The sequence below is a fragment of the Flavobacterium aestivum genome (assembly GCF_026870175.2).
Lineage (GTDB): Bacteria > Bacteroidota > Bacteroidia > Flavobacteriales > Flavobacteriaceae > Flavobacterium > Flavobacterium aestivum.
This window is the reverse complement of sequence record NZ_CP113977.2, coordinates 2,840,460-2,861,421: the sequence shown is the minus strand read 5'-3', so window position 1 is coordinate 2,861,421 and position 20,962 is coordinate 2,840,460. Positions and strand designations below refer to the sequence as shown.

12 protein-coding genes are annotated in these 20,962 nt (G+C 34.7%); 8 read left to right on the top strand and 4 right to left on the bottom strand.

Features of this window, described 5'->3' with window-relative positions:
- Positions 1–82 precede the first annotated feature (82 nt).
- The 4 genes from OZP08_RS12185 to OZP08_RS12170 form a co-directional block, all read right to left on the bottom strand.
- Positions 83–931 carry a hypothetical protein gene (locus OZP08_RS12185; protein WP_268846372.1) on the bottom strand — a complete coding sequence of 283 codons (849 nt, stop codon included), beginning with the start codon at positions 929–931 and terminating at the stop codon, positions 83–85.
- A 102-nt stretch (positions 932–1,033) separates the two neighbouring features.
- Positions 1,034–1,633 (bottom strand): Crp/Fnr family transcriptional regulator, encoded by a 600-nt coding sequence (locus OZP08_RS12180; protein ID WP_281321956.1) that lies wholly within the window; start codon positions 1,631–1,633, stop codon positions 1,034–1,036.
- Positions 1,634–1,782: 149 nt separating this feature from the next.
- Positions 1,783–3,771, bottom strand: a complete 1,989-nt coding sequence (locus tag OZP08_RS12175; RefSeq protein WP_268846369.1) for a GAF domain-containing hybrid sensor histidine kinase/response regulator — start codon at positions 3,769–3,771, stop codon at positions 1,783–1,785.
- A 143-nt stretch (positions 3,772–3,914) separates the two neighbouring features.
- Positions 3,915–5,753: a serine hydrolase domain-containing protein gene (locus OZP08_RS12170; RefSeq protein ID WP_281321955.1), complete on the bottom strand. Its 1,839-nt coding sequence runs from the start codon at positions 5,751–5,753 to the stop codon at positions 3,915–3,917.
- Between the two features lie 154 nt (positions 5,754–5,907).
- Here OZP08_RS12170 and OZP08_RS12165 point away from each other — a divergent pair, with 154 nt between their 5' ends.
- From OZP08_RS12165 to OZP08_RS12130, 8 genes are all read left to right on the top strand, one after another.
- Positions 5,908–7,623 carry a histidine kinase gene (locus OZP08_RS12165; RefSeq protein ID WP_268846367.1) on the top strand — a complete coding sequence of 572 codons (1,716 nt, stop codon included), beginning with the start codon at positions 5,908–5,910 and terminating at the stop codon, positions 7,621–7,623.
- Positions 7,620–8,318: a LytR/AlgR family response regulator transcription factor gene (locus OZP08_RS12160; protein WP_281321954.1), complete on the top strand. Its 699-nt coding sequence runs from the start codon at positions 7,620–7,622 to the stop codon at positions 8,316–8,318. Before OZP08_RS12165 ends, OZP08_RS12160 begins: the two co-directional genes overlap by 4 nt.
- 500 nt (positions 8,319–8,818) lie before the next feature.
- Positions 8,819–9,832 carry an alpha/beta hydrolase family protein gene (locus OZP08_RS12155; protein ID WP_281321953.1) on the top strand — a complete coding sequence of 338 codons (1,014 nt, stop codon included), beginning with the start codon at positions 8,819–8,821 and terminating at the stop codon, positions 9,830–9,832.
- Positions 9,833–9,873: 41 nt separating this feature from the next.
- On the top strand, positions 9,874–10,764 hold the full coding sequence (locus OZP08_RS12150) for an acetoacetate decarboxylase family protein (RefSeq protein WP_268846363.1): 891 nt from the start codon (positions 9,874–9,876) through the stop codon (positions 10,762–10,764).
- A gap of 32 nt (positions 10,765–10,796) precedes the next feature.
- On the top strand, positions 10,797–12,686 hold the full coding sequence (locus OZP08_RS12145; RefSeq protein WP_281321952.1) for a metallophosphoesterase: 1,890 nt from the start codon (positions 10,797–10,799) through the stop codon (positions 12,684–12,686).
- 3 nt (positions 12,687–12,689) lie between these two features.
- Positions 12,690–15,026: a GMC family oxidoreductase N-terminal domain-containing protein gene (locus tag OZP08_RS12140; protein ID WP_281321951.1), complete on the top strand. Its 2,337-nt coding sequence runs from the start codon at positions 12,690–12,692 to the stop codon at positions 15,024–15,026.
- 148 nt (positions 15,027–15,174) lie between these two features.
- On the top strand, positions 15,175–19,119 hold the full coding sequence (locus tag OZP08_RS12135; RefSeq protein WP_281321950.1) for a Dyp-type peroxidase: 3,945 nt from the start codon (positions 15,175–15,177) through the stop codon (positions 19,117–19,119).
- A gap of 231 nt (positions 19,120–19,350) precedes the next feature.
- Complete coding sequence (locus OZP08_RS12130; RefSeq protein ID WP_281321949.1) at positions 19,351–20,958, top strand: S41 family peptidase; 1,608 nt, start codon at positions 19,351–19,353, stop codon at positions 20,956–20,958.
- Positions 20,959–20,962 lie beyond the last annotated feature (4 nt).

Below are 20,962 nucleotides of genomic sequence, written 5' to 3'. Positions count from 1 at the left end.
ACTAAAAAAGCCAATTCTATTGCTAAAATTGGCTTTGGTCATAAATAAACTTTGTATTCGTTTTCGCTGGGTTTTCCAATACTTAAAAATCAGCGACAACCTGAAAAGGTTTTACAATCGCAACCTTCAACATTTTTAATCTGGCAAAGCGTTCTTCCTTATTATTGCTCAATAGCCATTCGTGATGGGTTTCGGCAATCATTTTTTCGTTTTGCAGATTGATACCTTTCCAATCAAAATCTACGGAAACTGAAAATGTATTGTCCTTGTTATCGACTACTTTAAAGTTTTTATATGAATGTGTACTCGTCAAGATTCTAGTAGAAATTGATTGTATCCATTCATCAAATCCTTTTAATGTACTAATGTTTTCCCCAGTACCTAATTGTAGCAAAAAATCATTTGCCAATAACTCCTTGGATTTATCACTATTCTGGTTCTCTATAAGATACAACCAATAGTGCATAAATGATTTGGTTCTGTTTTCCGGATAGGCATCTTCAAAATTAAATTCCTTTACTTCTCCAGTGGGTTTTAAACTCAGTTTTGTAAAAAGAGGCAAGTCATTTTCTCTTGGTTGCAATTCTGTTGAATAATGTAAAGTATAACTGTGCTTGCTGTTATCCGGGCGGATATTTTGATAAAGAATATCTGCTTCGAGCGACAATTGTCCATTAGGCAATATTTTCACTTCAGTATGTTTAACGTGGTGGGCGTTTTGCCATCCTGTATAAACTTTTAGGCGGTCTTCTAAACCTTCTTTACCTTTGGTAGTGCCCCATTCTGAACTAATCTCTACGTCATCGCTCAAAATGTCTTTTTGATTTTCAATCCGTTCTTTTGTGAATGGCACTTCATAGACTTGATACCAACGGTGGTATTGTGCCAATGCTAAATGAGCTTGCTGTTCTAATTCGAAAATGTTTTTCATTGTGTTTTTATATTGTGTTGTCGTATTTGAAATTGCAATAAAAGCAACTCTTAAAATGCTATATTTGTTTTAAGAGTGACAAAATTCTAATAAAATTAAGACTTATTTTTTGTCATTTGACAAAAAATCTTTTTTGGCAAGTTGTTTTCTAATCCTGCTCAGCGAGGATTGAGTAATGCCCAAAAATGAAGCAATATGCCCTAAAGGCACCCGCTGAATAATGGTTGGATATTTTGATACAAAATGAAGATAAGTTGTTGCTGCATCCTGATTGATAAGTGATCTTTGAAAATTGATTTTGTCTATCAAAAATTTATCGCTTATTAGTCTCAAAGCCTTTTCCCAATTGGGGATTTCTTGACAAAACTGTTCCCAAGCTTTTCGGTCAATCAGTATAATTTCGGCATCGGTTTCTGCCTGAATGGAACCTGAGCAAGGTAAGTATTCAAAAAAACTGGTCAGATTGGTTACAAATTCACTTTCCTTTAGAAATACACTGGTTATTTCATTGGCATTTTTGTCGTAAAAAAAGAAACGAAATACACCCGAAACCACAAATCCAATTTGATTCGCAATAGCTCCGGCTTCTAAGAAATAATCGCCGGCTCGAAAGGCTTTTACATAAGTACTTTTATTAATCAACATGATATCTTCTTCTGAAAAGGAATACTGTTCCTCTAGCTGATGGATTAATGCATTCATCATAAATGGCTCTAATTATCTTGTTGAATTGTGTTTAAAAACATTAGCTTCATCCTAACTTTTTCTAATTTTAAATTTATTTCCCTGAGCATAAGGACAAATTTACCTCATCAGAAAATAATGCAAAGTAATAGTATATTCCGCTTTCACTATAATTCTTTTAAAATTTTTACTACCTCAACGATTCCGCTATGCAAACTATTTACTTTATCGGCCGTTTCGGTATTAAATTCTCCAAGCAAAGCTTCTTTCTCAATAATAGACAAACAATTACTAAGATCCTCCAGCATAAAAATATCTAAACTGGATTTCATATTGTGCGCCAGTTTTCTAACCGAATCATTGTCGTCTCTATTGAACGCATCTTCCAGTTGAACTATCTGATTTGAAATTTTTTCTATAAAAATGTTTATCATCTCTTTTCTAAAATTTTGATCACCACAGGCCATCTCATCTAAAAAAGATAAATCTAACTTTCTCTTTTGCTCTAGCACAATATCCATGCTCATTGCTGTTTGTATTACTTTTAAAAGTACAGCCTCTTTAAAAGGTTTAGACATATAAGCATTCATTCCAACCTTATAACAACGTTCCTGTTCATCTATGAGAGAGTGTGCTGTCATTGCTATAATTGGAATAGTTAGCTTCATTTTATTCCTAATGAATTCTGTTGTCTGGTAACCATCTTTAACTGGCATCTGGAGATCCATTAGCACCAGATCATATTCATTTTTAGATAAAAAATCTATGCCCTCTTCCCCATTATTGGCAATATCTAATTCAAAACCAAAATTATGGATAACGTTCTTTGCAAGTTTTTGGTTTAAAACATTGTCCTCACAAAGAAGCAATTTAAGTTTCCCCAGATTGTTTTCTAATAATGGTTTAACTGCTGTTTCGATACCAGTAGCTTTTTTATAAGTAAGAACAAAGAAAAATTCTGAACCTCGCTCCTGCTCACTTTTTACATGAATCTCAGCATTATGCAATTCGATTAGCTGTTTTACAATATTGAGTCCAAGTCCTGTACCGCCAAATCTCCTCGTAGTACTTTCTTCTGCTTGTGTAAATCGTTCAAAAATTGTTTTAAGCTTATCCTCATGTATACCTATGCCGGTATCTTTTACTGAAAATCTAAGTGAGTAATGACTATCTGTTTCATCAATCTTTTTTACAGAAATTGTTACTTCACCTTCTTCAGTAAACTTAAGAGCATTACCTGTAAGATTTACTAATATCTGGTTTAGTCTTCCCTGATCTCCAATTACAATTTCGGGCATATCAGCATCTAAAAAGAGATTAAATTCTACTTCTTTTGGAACCTTTACTTTTAATAAATCATAAACATGTCTAAGTGTCTTTTTCAGATTAAATGGCTCTGCATCAATGACTAAATTTCCGGATTCAATTTTAGAGAGATCAAGAATATCATTAACGATCAAAAGCAAGTTTTCTCCAGCTATTTGTACACTGTCTATATAATCACGCTGACCATCATCCAACTTTGTTTGGGTCAAAAGGTCTGCAAAACCTATTATTGCATTTAGAGGCGTCCTGATCTCATGACTCATATTTGCCAAAAAACTATCTTTGGCCAACACTGCTCGTTCAGCAATTTTTTTCTGAGCGTCTAACTCAATATTTTTTGTTCGTAATTCTAATTGATTTATTACATGCCTTGCAATAATTGAAAGTGCATTTCGCTGGTCTTCATTAAGCTTTTTGGCAACATGGTCTATAGCACATATAGTTCCTATATTATATCCGTCTGGGGTTGTAAGCGGAACACCTGCGTAGAACCTAACTTTAAACCCGCCAGTTACATTGGGATCATCCTTAAATCGCTCGTTCAAAAAGGTATCGTTTATTTCAACTATTTCCGATTCCATAATGGTGTACTGACAGAAACTAATTTCACGAGGCACTTCTGACACACCTATTCCTATTTCAGATTTAAACCATTGTCTACTCTCATCTATGAATGAAATATGGGCAATTGGCACTCCACATATATATGAAACAAGCCTTGTTGCATCATCAAAAGCATGATCGGGCAACGTGTCAAGTATATTATAACGCTTTAATGCCGCAAGACGTTCTAATTCGTTGTCTGAAATGGGAAGTGCTTTATTCTTCATCTTATAAAAAAGTAGGATGCATAAATATATAAATTATTTCAGACAAAAGCCCAGTATAAATTAAATTATATCTTCGATAATTGTTTCTATATCTTAATGTTAGTAAACTTAAAAGATCAAAAATCAATTATACTCAATTAAAATTAAGACTTAGTTCCCAATCGCTTTTCGATTTTTTTGATCATTTCTTTAGCATTACTATTCTCCGGATTTAGTTGTAATGATTCTTTATAGTTCTTCTTTGCAAGTTCTAACTCTCCAATTATCTCGTAGATTTCACCTAAGCTATCGAAAGTATTTGCTGATTTTGGATATTTGATACAATTAAGATTAAAAATTTTAACGGAAAGATCTATTTGCTTTTTACTATAAAAACTATATCCCAAATTATTCAATACGCTTTCAAAACTAAAAGCGGGGTACTCTAAACACAGTTTTTCAAATTTATTGATTGCTTCTTCGTATTTATTTTCAGTAAAAATTTGGATTGCTTTGGTTTCTGGTGTTCTAATTTCATTTAATTGGATTTGTATTTTTTTCAAATCAGATGAATCTCTGAAAATAGTTATTCCTTCTAAAATGTTATTATGATTCAAATTGAACTGTATAAAGTTTGGATAATTATCGATCTTAAAAGTATTATTTCCCATATAATACATTCTGCTTTTGTCTATACCCATATTCTCCTTAAAAAAAGGGGAACCAAGATATAACTTCTCATCCTCTTTAAAGATTTTAGTTACCCCAAATCTATTATATCCAAATAGAATTTCTGTATAATACCCTATAATGGCTTTTGATAATTGCTCGGGAATATTCTTAGCAGATTTTTCATCAAAGGAAACATTCCAATTTAGTTCGGCCATAATAGTATTTTCTACATAGCTCATTAATGGAATACGATTAGGCTTGTCCCCATTAGCCAAAATAGCAATCCCGTTACCCTTTTTCATAGTTGCCAATAATTCACCACCAACTCCGGTGTTAGAGCCATCATGAGAAAACCAATCTTGGTTTCCCCATCCTAAATTGCGTTGCCAGCCATAACTCCAGCCTCTTGACCCCATAAGAGTTACTATATCCGTAACTTTTTTGGCTACGGCTGTAGAAATTACTTTGTTTCCTTTGCCTAATAATGCTTTTTGAACTTCGATTGCTATTATGGCTAGATCTGTAGGTGTAGACCACAAACCCGAAGGTGCGACTTGTGGCGTTATTGGTATTCCAGTTCTAATAATTTCACCTTTACTATTGTGTACTTTGGTTATATTCGTCAAGAATCCTTTCTCGTTTGGCTGAATCATAGTGGAATTTTTCAATTTTAAAGGGTCAAGAAGATTTTCCTTTACAATTTGAGCCAATGGTTTTCCTAGGTGATCTTCTAACGCACATTGTATGATTACATATCCGCCACCACTATATTCCCAATTTGTCCCTGGCTTGAAAAGAAATTTAATTTCTTCTTTTGATCTAGGCAATAACTTTCCCTGCAAACTTTGTACAATGGTAGGCATAGAATCTCCTTGATAATAATCCTCGAAACCACCTTGACTTGTTCCGGCCGTATGAGACAAAAGATGCTTCCAGGTTACCTCAGTATCTTTCGTAAAATTACTTTGAGGCAATTGCCATCTTTTAAGGTATTTTGAGATGGGTTCATCTAGATTAATTAATCCTTTTTCCTCTAAAATAGCACAAACCAATGCGACAATTGGTTTTGAAATCGATGCTGTTGAATAGGCAGTATTTCTATCAATCCTTTCTTTAGAATCTGCCGCTTTTACCCCCCATTCGTTTGTCCAGATTATTTTGTAATTTTCAAAAACGGCAACACTCAATCCTTTAAGATTATATTCATGCATCATTTTTTCTACATTGACTTTTAAACCATCTAAGTTAATCGTTTTGGCAGTACTTGATTTTTGCTGACTGAAGCATGAAAATCCATAACTGAGTAAAAAAACTAAAATTATTTTTTTCATAATAAAGTGATTTATTTTCTAATGATTGTGATTTTTAATTAACCTTCAACGAAATTAGAGACTTATCACTCTATGATAGAAAGTTTACTTGTGAACGACTCTCTAGACTTGTGAACTGCTATTATATTACAATTGATATGGCTATCTTTGGCTTATGACTGGAATTATAAAATCACTCCTTTTTTGTTGTTTATTAGCACTATTGCTTATCTCTTGTGGTAAAAAAGCGGATGGAATCGAATTAAAAGATGGCATGCGTTCCCAAGGAGATTCGATTCAATGGGCTCAGAAAAAATATGAGGACAAGCATTGGTCAAAAGAAATTGAGCCCAAAGAAAATGAGTTATTTTGGGTCAGAATGAAAACTCAGGTCAATAAAGAATTGACACAGAAACGCAATCAAGGTGTGATGATCGTTGCATTGGCTAATTTTGAAGCCTATTGGGACGGAGTTTATTTAGGCAAAAATGGTTTAGTTCAAACTAACAATAAACCAAACACTGGTACTTATTTAAGTTATTATCCCATCCCAAATGACTTGCTTACCGAAGGCGAACATGTATTGGCTTTGCGGATGATAAAGACCAAGATGAATGTCCCATTTTATACCTATGCAATTCTGGATGATTATTTTCAATTGGTTACGGGACCATTACAGTTTAGCAAATATTTCTTTCTAACAGGAGGTGTTTTTTTAATCATCGCAATCTATTTCTTTTTCATTTTTATCAACCAGCCAAAAGATATCTCCAGTTTATTATTCTCTATTATTTGCCTGATATTCCTTTGTTTACTACTTGCTGAATATTCTAAACTGTTCTATCCATATCCATATCCTTTTCAAATCACTCGTATGGAAATTATTGGCTATTGCCACCTATTCCTAACTTGTTTGATTCCGCTTTTTTACGCAATTCATTTTTCTTTTGAATGGAAAAAATTCCTTTTGGGAACACTACTTATTCTTGTCCTATTTATAGAGTTTAATTATCATCGCAATTATGACTATATAGCAATCCTACATAATACACTATTGTTTATTTTTTCATTTATTATAGCGGCACATTCGACCTATAAACATAAAAAGGGAGCTGTAATTGTTACTATAGGCTTACTGGCCTGTATTGGGATTTTATATTTTATGACCTATTTTGAGTTTGATTATGTCACTTCTTTTGATATTAGTATTTACATTAGTTTTGTAATAATCGTAATCACCATGCTTTATATCATGGCCGTAAAACGCAAAGATGATCGATTAGCTTACGAATCCTCATTACTGCAATCCGAAAGGTTAAAAAATGAATTGCTTAAAAAAAACATTAAGCCTCATTTTATCATGAATACCTTGACTTCTCTTATGGATTGGGTTGAGGAATCTCCTAAAGAAGGGGTTAAATTCATAAGTGCTCTGGCAGAAGAATTTGATGTACTTAATGAAATCGCCGATTATAAATTGATTCCAATTTCACAGGAAATCAAACTTTGTCAAAACCATCTCAAAATAATGCGATATCGAAAAGAAATCAATTATTTATGGCAAGAGGAAGGCGTTGATCCAAATGAGTTTATTCCGCCTGCCATTATTCATACTCTGGTAGAAAATGGGGTAACACATAGTTTACCGGATGCTCATGGAAATATTAGTTTTCATTTTAGCTTTAGCAAAGAAAAAGACAGCAAACAATACATCTTACGTACTCTCGCTAAACAAAGACCGGAATATGCAAAAAAAGATATACAACAAGATGGAACTGGATTAAAATATATTAAATCAAGACTTCAGGAAAGTTATCCTAACCATTGGAAATTGTTGTCAAACCCACTAGAGAATGGATGGGAAACTATACTAATAATTGAAGAATCATGAATATCCTAATCATAGAAGATGAAGCTAGAATTGCCAAACGTCTGGAACGGATGATTCGGGATATTTTTGGTAATGAAATCACATCGCTTCGTTGCATAGAATCTTTAACCGAAGGCATAAAGCATATTGAGGATAACTTGATAGATCTTTTATTTCTGGATCTTAATTTAAATGGAGAAGACGGATTTAATGTGCTGGAGTCAGTAGTCTCGGAACGTTTTCATACCATTATCGTATCTGCCTATAAAGAAAAAGCCATTAAGGCATTTGAATATGGAGTGCTTGATTTTGTAGCCAAACCTTTTGATGAAGAACGTCTCGCTAAAGCTTGCCAAAGAATAAAATCAAAATCTTTTTCAGAAAATAAATTGAAATACCTATCCGTGAAAAAGAAAGGAAGACAATCATTAATCAATATCAATGATCTCAAATACATAAAAGGTTCAGGCATATATACTGAACTTCACCTTACCGATGGCAAAATAGAAATCTATAATAAAACCTTAGAAAATCTAAGTCTCTTACTTCCAGAATCATTTCTGCGCATTCACAAATCCTATATCGTGAAAATATCTGAGGCAATAGAAATCATTGTCCAACCTGGTACACAATATGGGCTTAGACTAAGAAATGAAGAAGTTTTACCTATTGGCCGAACCAGATATAAAATGGTAAAAGATTTTTTGGTTGAATAATTTAAAAAAATTGACTGTAAAGATTTTGTTAAATCTGATTGCTTTGCTTTTAGATTAAGTTCCTCAATAACTGCATAGTTCAACTGCAAAATTTATTCTTTACGTCCAAATTTTGATTAAAAGAACACCAAAAATTAAAAATCAAGGTTGATTTAGATGCGACAGAACCTTGTTTCATCATTAAAATATGTCTTCAAGATTTTAGAATGAATCTCAAATACCTTCTAATAATCAAATGATTACACAAAAAGACATTAATCATTTATATATCTTGAAATAATCACAAAAATAACTTGCTTTCCTTTAAAATTTAATAAAAGTTACAATTCATAAAAGCTGTAATTATATTTTTGTTAATTTTATTTCATACAAAATATATTACATTAACAATCATCCCTTTTACATATTAAGTAATATATTTTGATACAGATATATCATTTTGTTTATCATAAACTTGATTTTTTTAAAAGTCGACTCAATAACAACTTAATAATCGTTATATGTCCAATCATACATTTGATATTATTCCTTTTAAAGCCCTTGATGGTTTTGAATGCAATCTGTGGAGATTAAAGCACACAGGTTCTAAACATCGCGGACCGGTAATACTGGTACATGGCGCTGGTGTTCGTGCAAATATTTTTAATCCTCCCAATAAAATAAACTTATTGGATATGCTTGCCGATGCAGGCTATGATGTATTTCTTGAAAATTGGCGTGCAAGTACAGAGTTACCTGCCAATAAATGGGATTTGGATGTAGTAGCTAAAAACGACCATCCTGCAGCCATTCAAAAAGTATGCGAAGTAAGTAACACCAAAAATTGTAAAGCAATTATACATTGTCAAGGCTCAACAAGTTTTATGATTTCTGCAGTTCTTGGCTTGATTCCTCAGGTTACGACCATAGTCACGAATGCGGTTTCGCTTCATCCCGTTGTGCCAAGTTGGTCACGAGTAAAACTAGATGTGATTCTTGAAATGGCCAGTGTCATAACAACTTATCTCAATCCGCGTTGGGGTGATCTAGCTCCAGATTTTCGTTCTAAATTTTTTAAAGCATTAGTGCTTAGCACCCATTTTGAAAAAGATACTACAGTTGGAAAATTTGTAAGCTTTATTTACGGCTCGGGATTTCCAGCATTGTGGGAGTTAGAAAATCTCAACAATGAGACAAAAGAGTGGATAAGAAATGAATTTGGTCCTGTCCCTATCCATTTTTTCAGACATATAAGAAAAGGGGTGCATTATGGCTCATTGGTTTCTGTTGATGGCACAAAACGTTATGCTGATGCAAAGCCAGCAACCGATGCCCGCTTCGTGTTTTTTGCAGGAAAACGCAACAAATGCTTCAAAAGTAAAAGCCAAGAGAATTCTTTTAATTATTTCAACAAAGCAAAACCCGATTATCATAAACTATATGTGTATGACACCTATAGTCACTTAGATATTTTTCTGGGTAAAAATGCACATAAGGAAATTTTCCCAGTCATGATTGAAGAATTGAATGCTTGAATTAGCTAATAAAATAACCATTCCTATTAAAACCCTATATTATGCCAGTACCAAAACGAATTAAAAATTATGAAGGCCGTTATGCCATGGTCGATGGAATACCATTTAAGTTGCCTGTAAAAGCACAAGAATCACCAGCACTTATGGCAGGTTTTTTATGTGACTACGAAAAAGCAAAAACATTATTACCTGGCAATGAACTGCATCCAGTAAAGGCATTCGGTGGTAAAGCCGTTTTTATGGTAACTGTTATTGATTATCGCCACACTACCATAGGCAAATATATTGAATACAGTTTAGCGCTTGCAGTAACCAAGGGCAGTAAACCTGCACCAGCATTACTTCCGGCATTAATGATGAAAACATTTAAGACAGGGCAGTTTATCTTAGATCTACCCGTGAGTTCAGAAATATCAGTTAAAGGAGGAAAAGGAATTTGGGGAATGCCTAAGCATAAAGCCAATCTTGATTTTAAAATAACTAATAATCAAGTAAGTGCCCAATATGAGAAAGACAATCAGTTTGCCTTTAGAATTGAAATAGATAAACCACAAAAAATAAATTTCCCAATAAACGTCGGCGCCACCAACTACAGTCATTTTCGCAATATGTTGATGGCATCCTACATTCATTTTAAGACAAAAGCCGGAATTAAGTTTGGCAAAAATGCAACCGGTCGATTGTATATTGGTGATCATCCGCGTACCAAATTTTTAAAGGAATTAAAGATCCAGAGCAAACCCTTTTTTACAATGTACATGCCCGAAGCTAATGGCGTACTTGATGATCACTTTGAAAGCTGGTTTATGACTTATGATAAACAACCTGAGAAAGTTACTCCCGAAGGCTTTGAAAGTGTATTTGATCTAAAATTGAATGAGGACTGGTTCCCAGCACCATCATTCACCGATTATGAAAAATTTAAAATTTAAATTCTAAATACCATATATCTCAAATTACAGATATGAGTTCACAAAAAAAATACATTCAACCCAAGATGGTTAACTGGTATCAACCTTCTATTCTCGCGTCAACAGCTTTGAGAGCCTTAATTTCAGGAACTTTCGCAAATTATGCTGATAAACGGGAATTAGAAGCTGCTCTTGATCCAAATAATACTTTTTACGATCATTCGGTAAAAAAAAAGCCAGATGGAAAACAAACAAAAAATAAAGAAATATGGATCGATTATATTTCTGATACCGGTGACGGGTTCAATTCTACTTACACTGTAGCTTCTCTTGCCGCAAAAAATTTATCATTGAAACTTCAGCCTGATTATGAGTTAAAATTTGACAAAAAAAACAAACAGAAACAAAAGGAAGTTGACACTCTCAAACAAGAAGGAACCTCTGAATTACAATCTGGAAATCTTTTGATATTAGGCGGAGATCAGGTATACCCAACCCCTAACGGAGATGAATATAAAAACCGATTTAAGATCCCATTTAGTGCCGCACATAATGTTCCGGCAACAACAGAAAATGAAAGACCTATAATGTTTGCCATTCCGGGCAATCACGACTGGTATGATGGGTTGACCAATTTTATGAAACTTTTTAGTCAAAAGCGTTGGATTGGCAACTGGATCACAGAACAAAAAAGAAGCTATTTTGCAATTAAGCTACCACACGATTACTGGTTATGGGGAATTGATATACAACTTAACGCTGACATTGATCAGCAGCAAAAACATTATTTTGAAACAATCGCAAAAGAAAATATGCCGGCTGGCAGCAAAGTCATTTTATGCACTGCAGAGCCAAGTTGGGTTTATAAACAGGTAAAGGATAATGATGAAACCTATAAGCGCTTAAAGTATTTCGAGCAAATATATATTACAGGTGATGCTTATAAAAAAATAGGCAAGAAATTTAAAATTGCCGCAACACTTACAGGCGACCTACATCATTATTCAAGATACTCCGAAGAGCGGTTAGCTCATAATAACGGAGATGAAACGGAATTCAATCACTTAATTACAGCTGGCGGTGGTGGTGCCTTTATGCATAGCACTCACATGCTTCCAAAATCGCTTGACAAAATAACTGAAGATTATGAGTTCATGCGATCCAAACTTCAATCGTTTCCTAAGCTAGAAATGGCTTTTCCTAAAAAAGAAACTTCTCGGAAGCTTATGTTTTTGAATTTAATTTTCCCTTGGTTCAATAAATTTTTCTGCTTTCTTATGGGATCTCTTGCATTGCTTTTTGTATGGAATATAACCGTATCAAATCATATTGACACTAGTGCATTCGTACCTTCATTCTTTTCAGGGTTTTGTTCCCATTCTTTTAATCTGTTCTCTAGTCTGTTGTCATTTAAATACATAATATATCATCCAATGCTGCTTTTTATGTCGGCATTGGTATTAGCAGGCTTCATACTTTTTACAGATATAGATCGTACAAAATGGTTTTACCTATGGGGTTTTATTCACGGGATGCTACATCTATGGGCAATCTTTTTTTCAGTATACCTTGCTCAATATTTATATTATTGTTGCGGTACTAATATTGACCCTACCTGCAAATTTTTGATTTCCATAACGGGTTCCTTCTTTGCAAGTGCACTTCTAAATGGGTTTTTAATGGGGATCTATTTATTCATAAGTGGATATTTTTTTAGTATACATATTAACGAAGCCTCATCATCATTTTCATATCAACACTACAAAAATTTCCTGCGTATGCACATCGACAACAATGGCGATCTTACAATTTATCCCGTTGGAATAAAGAGAGTTGTTACCAAATGGACTCAAAATGAAACAGAGAGAAACATTACATTCACTTCAGATAATGATCCCGAATATTTTTTAATAGAACCACCTATCATCATTAAAAACAGCTAAAAAATGAAACGTCTATCAAAACCAATTACCACAATTAAATCACATTATCCCTTTATTATTATCGGCTCCGGTTATGGCGGAAGTATTGCTGCATCTCGCCTATCGCGTGCCGGTATTCAAGTTTGTCTTTTAGAAAAAGGAAAAGAATTCCAACCGGGTGAATATCCCGAGGATTTAGATGATGCCACAAAAGAAATGCAAATGAATACAAATAATAAGCATATTGGTAGTAAAACCGGCTTGTATGAATTTTACATGGGTAAGGAAATGACTGTATTCAAAGGTTGTGCATTGGGCGGAACCTCTAATGTAAATGCCAATGTTTCCATAGAACCGGAACCTCGTGTTTTTGAAGATGTAAAATGGCCTGAAGCTATTAGAAATAACATGCAATCTCTCAAAGAAGGATATAAGAAAGCAAAAGAAATGCTCAAACCATCTCCTTATCCTGAAAACACACCCGGTTATCCTGAACTTGCTAAAACTAGTGGAATGAAGGTTTCTGCCGCTGCTATGAACGAAGAATTCAGATATCTTGATATCAATGTAAACTTCGAGTATGATGAGCAATTGAATCATGTAGGTGTAGAACAAAAAAAATGCAATAACTGCGGCGATTGCGTTACAGGTTGCAATCATTATGCAAAGAATACGCTTATCATGAATTACCTACCAGATGCAGTAAATCATGGAGCAGAGATATTTTGTGAAGCAGGTGTTCAATATATAGAGCGTAAAGACAATAAATGGCTGGTTTACTTTGATCCTTATCATCTTGGTCGTGAAAAATTTGATGCACCCCCACTATGCATAACTGCAGATAATGTAATTATATCAGCAGGCGCATTGGGAAGTACAGAAATTTTATTGCGCTCCCGCGAAAAAGGTTTAAATGTATCATCAGCACTTGGAAAACATTTTACAGGCAATGGTGATGTTCTTGGCTTTGGTTATAACAATAATGTCAAGATGAATGGTATAGGTTTAGGAAAGCATTATGATGATGAAGATAAAGAACCAGTAGGACCGTGTATTACCTCAATAATAGACATGCGTAAAAGAGAGAATCTTGATGAAGGTATGACACTTGAAGAAGGAAGTATTCCTGGTCCTATTTCACCAATACTTACCACAGCTTTTACCACACTTTCTAAATTTATTGGAAAAGATACTGATGAAGGCTGGCTGGATTGGTTAGATGAAAGGAAGAGAGAAGCTACAAGCATTTTCAAAGGCCCTTATCATGGTTCCTTAAATAATACTCAAGTATACTTAGTCATGACACATGACGATGGCAATGGTTCTATGCAATTGGAAAATGACAGACTCGAAATAAATTGGCCAGACGTAGGCAAACAAAAAATTTTTCAGAAAGTAAATGGGAAATTACAGGAAGCTACAAAAGCATTAGGCGGAACTTATATACCCAACCCTCAATGGAATAAAATGACTAATTACGATATGGTAACAGTACATCCTTTGGGCGGTTGTGTAATGGGCGATAATGTGGCAACAAGTGTCACCAATCACGTTGGTCAAGTTTACAGCAATACAACGGACAATGGTTTACATGAAGGATTATATGTAATGGATGGATCGATTATTCCTCGTCCGTTGGGAACCAATCCCCTATTGACAATTTCTGCTTTAGCTGAACGGAATTGCAAAATCATCATTGAAGGACATCAGAAAACTTTGAATTATGATTTAAATCCGATTGCGCAATCACCACTAAAAGAATACGAAGTTGGAGTATCATTTACGGAGACTATGCGCGGTTTTATTTCGTTCAACGAAAAAACAGATTTTAAAAAAGGATATGATGAAGGAGAAAAAAACAATTCCCCTTTTGATTTTACATTGACCATTCAATCTCAGGATATTGAAGCCTTTACAACAGACAGTAGTCACAGGGCAGATATGATAGGAACGGTTAATTGCCCCAAGCTTTCCAAATATCCCATCACCGTTACCAGTGGAGTTTTTAATTTATTCATAAAAGATGAAAACGAAGTAAAAACAAAACTAATGAAGTATGCCATGCAGCTAAGAACTTATGAGGGAGCTTCTTATTTCTTTTACGGATATAAAGAAATAAAAGATGATAAAGGTTTTGATATGTGGAGTGATACCACTACGCTTTTTATAACTGTCTATGAGGGTAATGATGATAAAAGTAGTGTAATAGGAAAAGGCATTTTGAAAATTGAAGTAGCTGATTTTGTGAAGCAACTGCAAACTATGAAAGCCATTCATCCGGATAACAACAAAGAATCAATAAGTGCAGTTACCAAATTTGGAAAACTCTTCGCAGGAGAAGTTTGGGAGACTTATTTTTAATTTAATCTGTGACTAATATTTTTTATCACATCTAAATACACTTTTTCTATAACCAAAATAATTGAATAAAAAACAGGTGTTTTCACCTGTTTTTTTTAGGAATGAATAGCGCTAAATTTGATTCTATAACTATCAAAAAATACTAAAAATGAAAGAATTAAACTTTGAAGATCGATTTGAAGAAGTATGGAAACATTGTCAAAGAGGATTGGTTTATCCCTCCCCTTTTGCCATTTTCGCCACTTTTTGGATGAACAAAACCGTAACCCGTTCCCAATTGGCCAACTTGATGGCTTCGTTACGTTTACAGATTAATAACGACGACGAGCTAAGCCATAAAAACACTACTGTTGTTTTGGGAGTTTCTTTTAGTAACTGGAAAACCATCTGCGAAGAGGAAGGAAAATCTGTTCCGAAAGGAATGACATTGAAATATCCAACAATTACCGATCCGAATCTTTCTCAAGTTTTTGAAGAATCTAATGGTATTTTTCAAGATTCAATTGGCGACATTTGGTTTCATATCAAAAGTGATAATGAAAACGCTTGCAAAAAAGTATTAGATCTTATTGTTACTTCATTAAAATCAGATACTGAGTCTTATTTTGCACAAGAAGCCGCATCAAAATCGACTAAGGAAGACGGTCATAACGGAAAAGTGTTAGGCTGCCGTTTCTCCGAAAATTTAAATAACCCTTCAGATCCTATTACCATAGCCAAGCACACCATTATTGGCTGTGATGACATCGATCATTTTGGAGGTTCTTTTGTATTGGCCCAACGATTTTTAATCAATTGGAACCAAATCAATATGATGTCCGAAGATCAGATAGAAGATTTAATAGGAAGAAAAACAAACGATACCATTATCCCGGATCGTGATTCTCGTTCCCATATCAAATCAGCAAGGGTACAGGACGAAAATGGAAATACAACTCCAGTACTTCGTTTAGGATTGCCTTTTGGAAAAGCGAAACAATCCAACTCAGGTTTCAGAGCACCAAAATCAGTAACGGTTTCTGATGAGGAAGGAATCTATTTTGCAGGTTTCTGCAAAGAGATTGGTATCCTTGAAGACATTATGAAAAACCAAATTGGTCCTGATAGTGGCTTCATGAACGACCGTCTATTCAATCACTTGAAATCGGATTTAGGAGGTTTTTTCTATATTCCAAGCATCGACGATTTAGAATTGGACACTATGAAAGACTATTCTAATGATTTTTCTTCGATGGAAGAAGGCAATTGGTCTAGATTTCCGGGAGTAGATTGGTCTCGCTTGGATCGTCACTATCAAAATGCATCCGAAAACGGTCTGATGTATTACAATCATCAAAATTATCTTTTCACGATGTCAACCGGCATACATAAAGTTTATCCATTTTTTTTTGCCCGTCCATCTAATCGTATCCTGAGCTTACTTGAAAACATATTCTCTTTATGGCAGGACAACTGGTATTACAATAGAAAGCAAGAAGAAATAAAAGAAGACATTGCTTATTACATTAATCAATATAGCGGACAAGACAAACCTTCTGACATCATGAAAGAATCTATCATGGTTCGAAAAGGTTGGGCTATCCGTTTAAGTTTACAGCTTTTCAGCTCGCCTGATTATGGTTTTAGAGGAAGAAAAATAAAACTAAAAAACGGTTCACTAGTTCCATATTCCTCTTATTTGGAGAACGAGGGAGAAGTAATTTACGGTTCAGATACCTTTAGAATTTCACCAGAAGAAATCATTGTAGGTGCTATGCCAAACTTAACTTTGGGAGAAGGGCGTTATGTAATGAAATACCTTTCGGAAGCAGAGCGTTTGGATGGATTCCTTAACAATCTTAGTGAAGCTTCGGGAGTTGGGCACGTAATTCCAAATTACGAAAAAGCCTTAAATAGAGGTTTAAAAGCTCTAAAAGAGGAAGTCTTGGATTATGAGAAAAAAGCAACAACACAAGAGAAGAAAGACTTGTACCGTTCTGCTTATCTATCTCTGGAAGGAATCTCAGAATACTTTCTAAACTACGCCGAATTGGCTCGAAAAACAGCCGCCAAAATGGATAAAGGGCAGGATTGGGAAAAACAAAATCTGGAATCCATTGCCTATAGAATGACAAAATTGGCTACCGAAAAACCAGAAACTTTAATCGAAGCTGTACAATTAATTTTCACCCTACACAGTTGCCTGCATTTAAATGGAGAACCTACTGCAATGGGAAGATTAGATCAATTGCTACAACCTTTCTATGAAAAAGACGATATCACCGAAGAAACTGCACAGGAAATTATAGATGCTTTCTACATTAAGTTGGATGAGAAAGTACAGCAAAACCGTATCTTCATGGAAGATCACCAGCCTTTTGGTAATTTAGCCATGGGAGGAAGTTCAGGACCTTATCCGCAAGGTGCATCTTTGGGACAATGGATCCAGCAAATTACTGTGGGAGGAACAATTGCCGATGGTACAACAGACTTTGAAGATACCAAACCTGCCTATAACGACATGACAAAACTGTTCATTCGTTCATCAGGTCGTTTACCATTAAACGCACCATGTCTATCCCTTAGAACCCGAAAAGACATTCCGGATGAATTACTGGAAGAAGCCGCACATGCTGTACTTTCCGGAGGAGCCCACCCTATTTTATTGAACGATGAAAAAATCATCAACGGATTATATCACAGTGGTGATAACATAGGTGGAAAACTAAATCAGGAAACCAAAAGCTGGAATCCATCGGTTTCCATGAAATCTGCCCAAAACTATGCCTGCGACGGTTGCTACGAACCACAGTTCCCAGGTGAGAACTGGTTCTCATTGGGTGGATTTTCTACTTTACAGCCTTTAGAATGTGCCTTAAACCAAGGACGCACCTATTCATCTGCTGGACAAAGTTATTTGTTCGGACAAACGGTTTCCTTAAATTCGAAACCAGCAGACCAGATCAAAAGCTTTGACGAATTGATAAAAATCTATTTCCAACACTTCGAATTGCTCAACCGTAAAGCATTCAACGGTCAATTAATGGGTTATGGAGCCAATACCAAATTTTGCCCATCTCCTATCCTGAATGTTCTCATGGACGATTGTCTTGCAAAAGGACAGGACTTTTACAGCGGTGGTACAAAATACAACATCTACGGTCCGTGCTACATCTCGTTAAGCTCAACAATCAATTCCTTGTATGCCATAAAAAAAATGGTGTTTGATGATAAAAATGCAGTAACTACATTACCAGAACTCTTAGAATGCCTTTGCTGTGATTGGGGACATAAAATGACTGAACCATTTATCAGCAACTTGGCCGGAGAATCCAGAATTGCGTCCCGCTCTGAACGTTTCAAGCAATTAAGAGAGGTTGCCCTAGCTTTACCTCGTTACGGAAGAGGTAATCAGGAAATTGACTCTTTCGGAAATACGATAGTAGAAAACGTTGCTAAAATTGCTATGCAAACTTTTACGGAACCTTGGACACAATTGTATGAAACTCTAAAAAACATGACGACTCGTTTTGGTTCCGAAGAGTTTCCTTTTGGAATTCAACTACAACCTGGTGTTGGAACTTTTGAGAACCATGTCGAAATGGGTTCATGGAACGGAGCCAGTGCAGACGGTAGAAGATTGGGTACTACTGTTGCATCCGACTTAAGTTCGACACCAAGTCCTGCAGATTTACCTATTGAACACCAAGAAGCAAGTTTCAAACAATCTCTTGCTGGCTTTGAAGGAACTGGTACAGATATGATGACCGATGGTGCTCCTACAGATTATAACATTGACGAAAACTTCCCTGTCGAAAAATTAGTTGAGGTAATGAAACAATTTGCCCAAGGTAAGTCTTCCAATATTCTTACTGTGACGGTAGCTGATCCTGACACTTTCACAAAAGCGGTAGATTCTCCTGAGCAGTATGACTTATTGCGCGTACGAACAGGTGGTTGGACAAACTTCTTTACATCGGTATTCCCTACAATTCAGGATCAACACCGCAGAAGACCTGTCTCTACACCGGCTGAAGTAAATAAGGACAAAAACAAAACAAAAGGATGTCCTTTCCATCACAAAGTAGAACAAGAAGTGATAGATGAAGAATAAAAAAGTATAATCACCATACGTTGATTCTAGTGTGTTTTTATCAAGAATCCGTATGAAATTATATATTGAAGCCGGCTCAGTTTTGAGTCGGCTTCTAATTTTTACAAAAACTAAGAAAGTTTCAATTCCATTCTTTATTAATCTCAAATAGAAAACAATACATTTGTGCGAAACAAATTATTTTTTGTTCATTTAAACTTGATTATTAGAATCCACAAGGCATTTCCTTTCATGAAAAAAATATTCTTTCTTTCGTTTTACTGTTTACTATTCCTCCAATGTACATCCGTAAAGAAACATAATGAACACCTAAATGACTTAATCCCTGAAAAAGATTTAAGAGCCGATGTGGATTTCACTTATAAAAAATTGCAACGATTACAGCCCAAATTGTATTGGTATATTTCAAAAAACGAATTAGATTATAAATTCGATAGCTTAAAAAATACCATTACAAAACCTATGACCAGTTTTGACTTCTATAAAAAGCTAAGTCCAGTGGTAGCCTCAATACATCAAGGTCATTTGATAGTTACACCATCATTAAAGATCTTGAGTAAAGCCGAAAAGAAAGCTCTCAAGGATAAAGGAATTAGTCCGTTTTTACAGTTTGATTTTGATATCATAAACGACAAAATGTATGTTATAAAAAACAAATCTGAAAATAAAGCCATAAAAACAGGAGCAGAAGTTATCGCCATTAATAATAAAAAAATAAGCGAATTAATTCCTGAATACAATACCTTATTCACCTCAGACGGTTACAATAAAACATTCAAAAGAAAAAGAATGTCCTATATGCTTCCTGCTTTTTACAACAATGAAAATGGCATTCAGGATAGTATACAATATAGTTTCAAGCAAAATGATTCTATTCATGAAATTAGCATTAAGAGAAAAAAAACTGAGCGGCCAAAAGCAAATAAGATAAAAGCAAATGTGGCAGCAACCACAGTTACTCCTACATCTGAACAAAAGAAAAAAATAAAAAAGGATAAAAGTATTTACGGTTATAATGAAATTACAAAAACAAACAATCGGGATTTAAAATTCATAGAGAAAGACAGCAGTGTTGCTCTACTTAAAATTAAACACTTCGACTTAGGCAATCCGAACCGCTTTTATGAAGAAAGTTTTAGCAAAATGCAATTGAATAAAACTAAGACTTTGATTATCGATTTACGGAATAATCCTGGAGGTGCTGTAAACGAAATTGCAAATTTATATAGTTATTTATCGGATTCTACTTTTGTGTTCATAGATCCCTATGAGGTTGTTTCCAAAACTAGTTTGATTGAAAAAACACCATTTAGCAAGTATCCATTACTGGCCAAAATTTTGATAACACCGTTTTATGCGCCAGTTGCTTATTTTAAAGTTCATAAAGCCGATAATGGCAAATATTATTCTTCAAATTCACAGTCAAAACCTAAGCCAATAAACAAAAATGCATTCAAAGGCAAGATATATGTAATGATTAACGGAGGTACTTTTTCGGCTGCAAGTATTATTTCATCCAATTTAAAAGGTTCCAAAAGAGCCACATTTGTAGGCGAAGAAACAGGAGGTGCTTATAATGGCAGTGTAGCTGGAATAATGCCAACAATTAAACTGCCTCATTCTGAAATAAAAATAATGATGGGTTTAATGGTAGTTGCTCCATTTTACAAGACAAATCCAGAAGGACGCGGTGTTTTCCCTGACAAGGAAATTATACCAACAATATCTGATTACATCAATGGAAAAGATCCGGAACTAAATTGGATATTAGAAGATATCAGAAAGAATCCGATAATTCCTAAAGAAAATCTAAAGAACGAAAACGTTACTCTAAAATAAATGA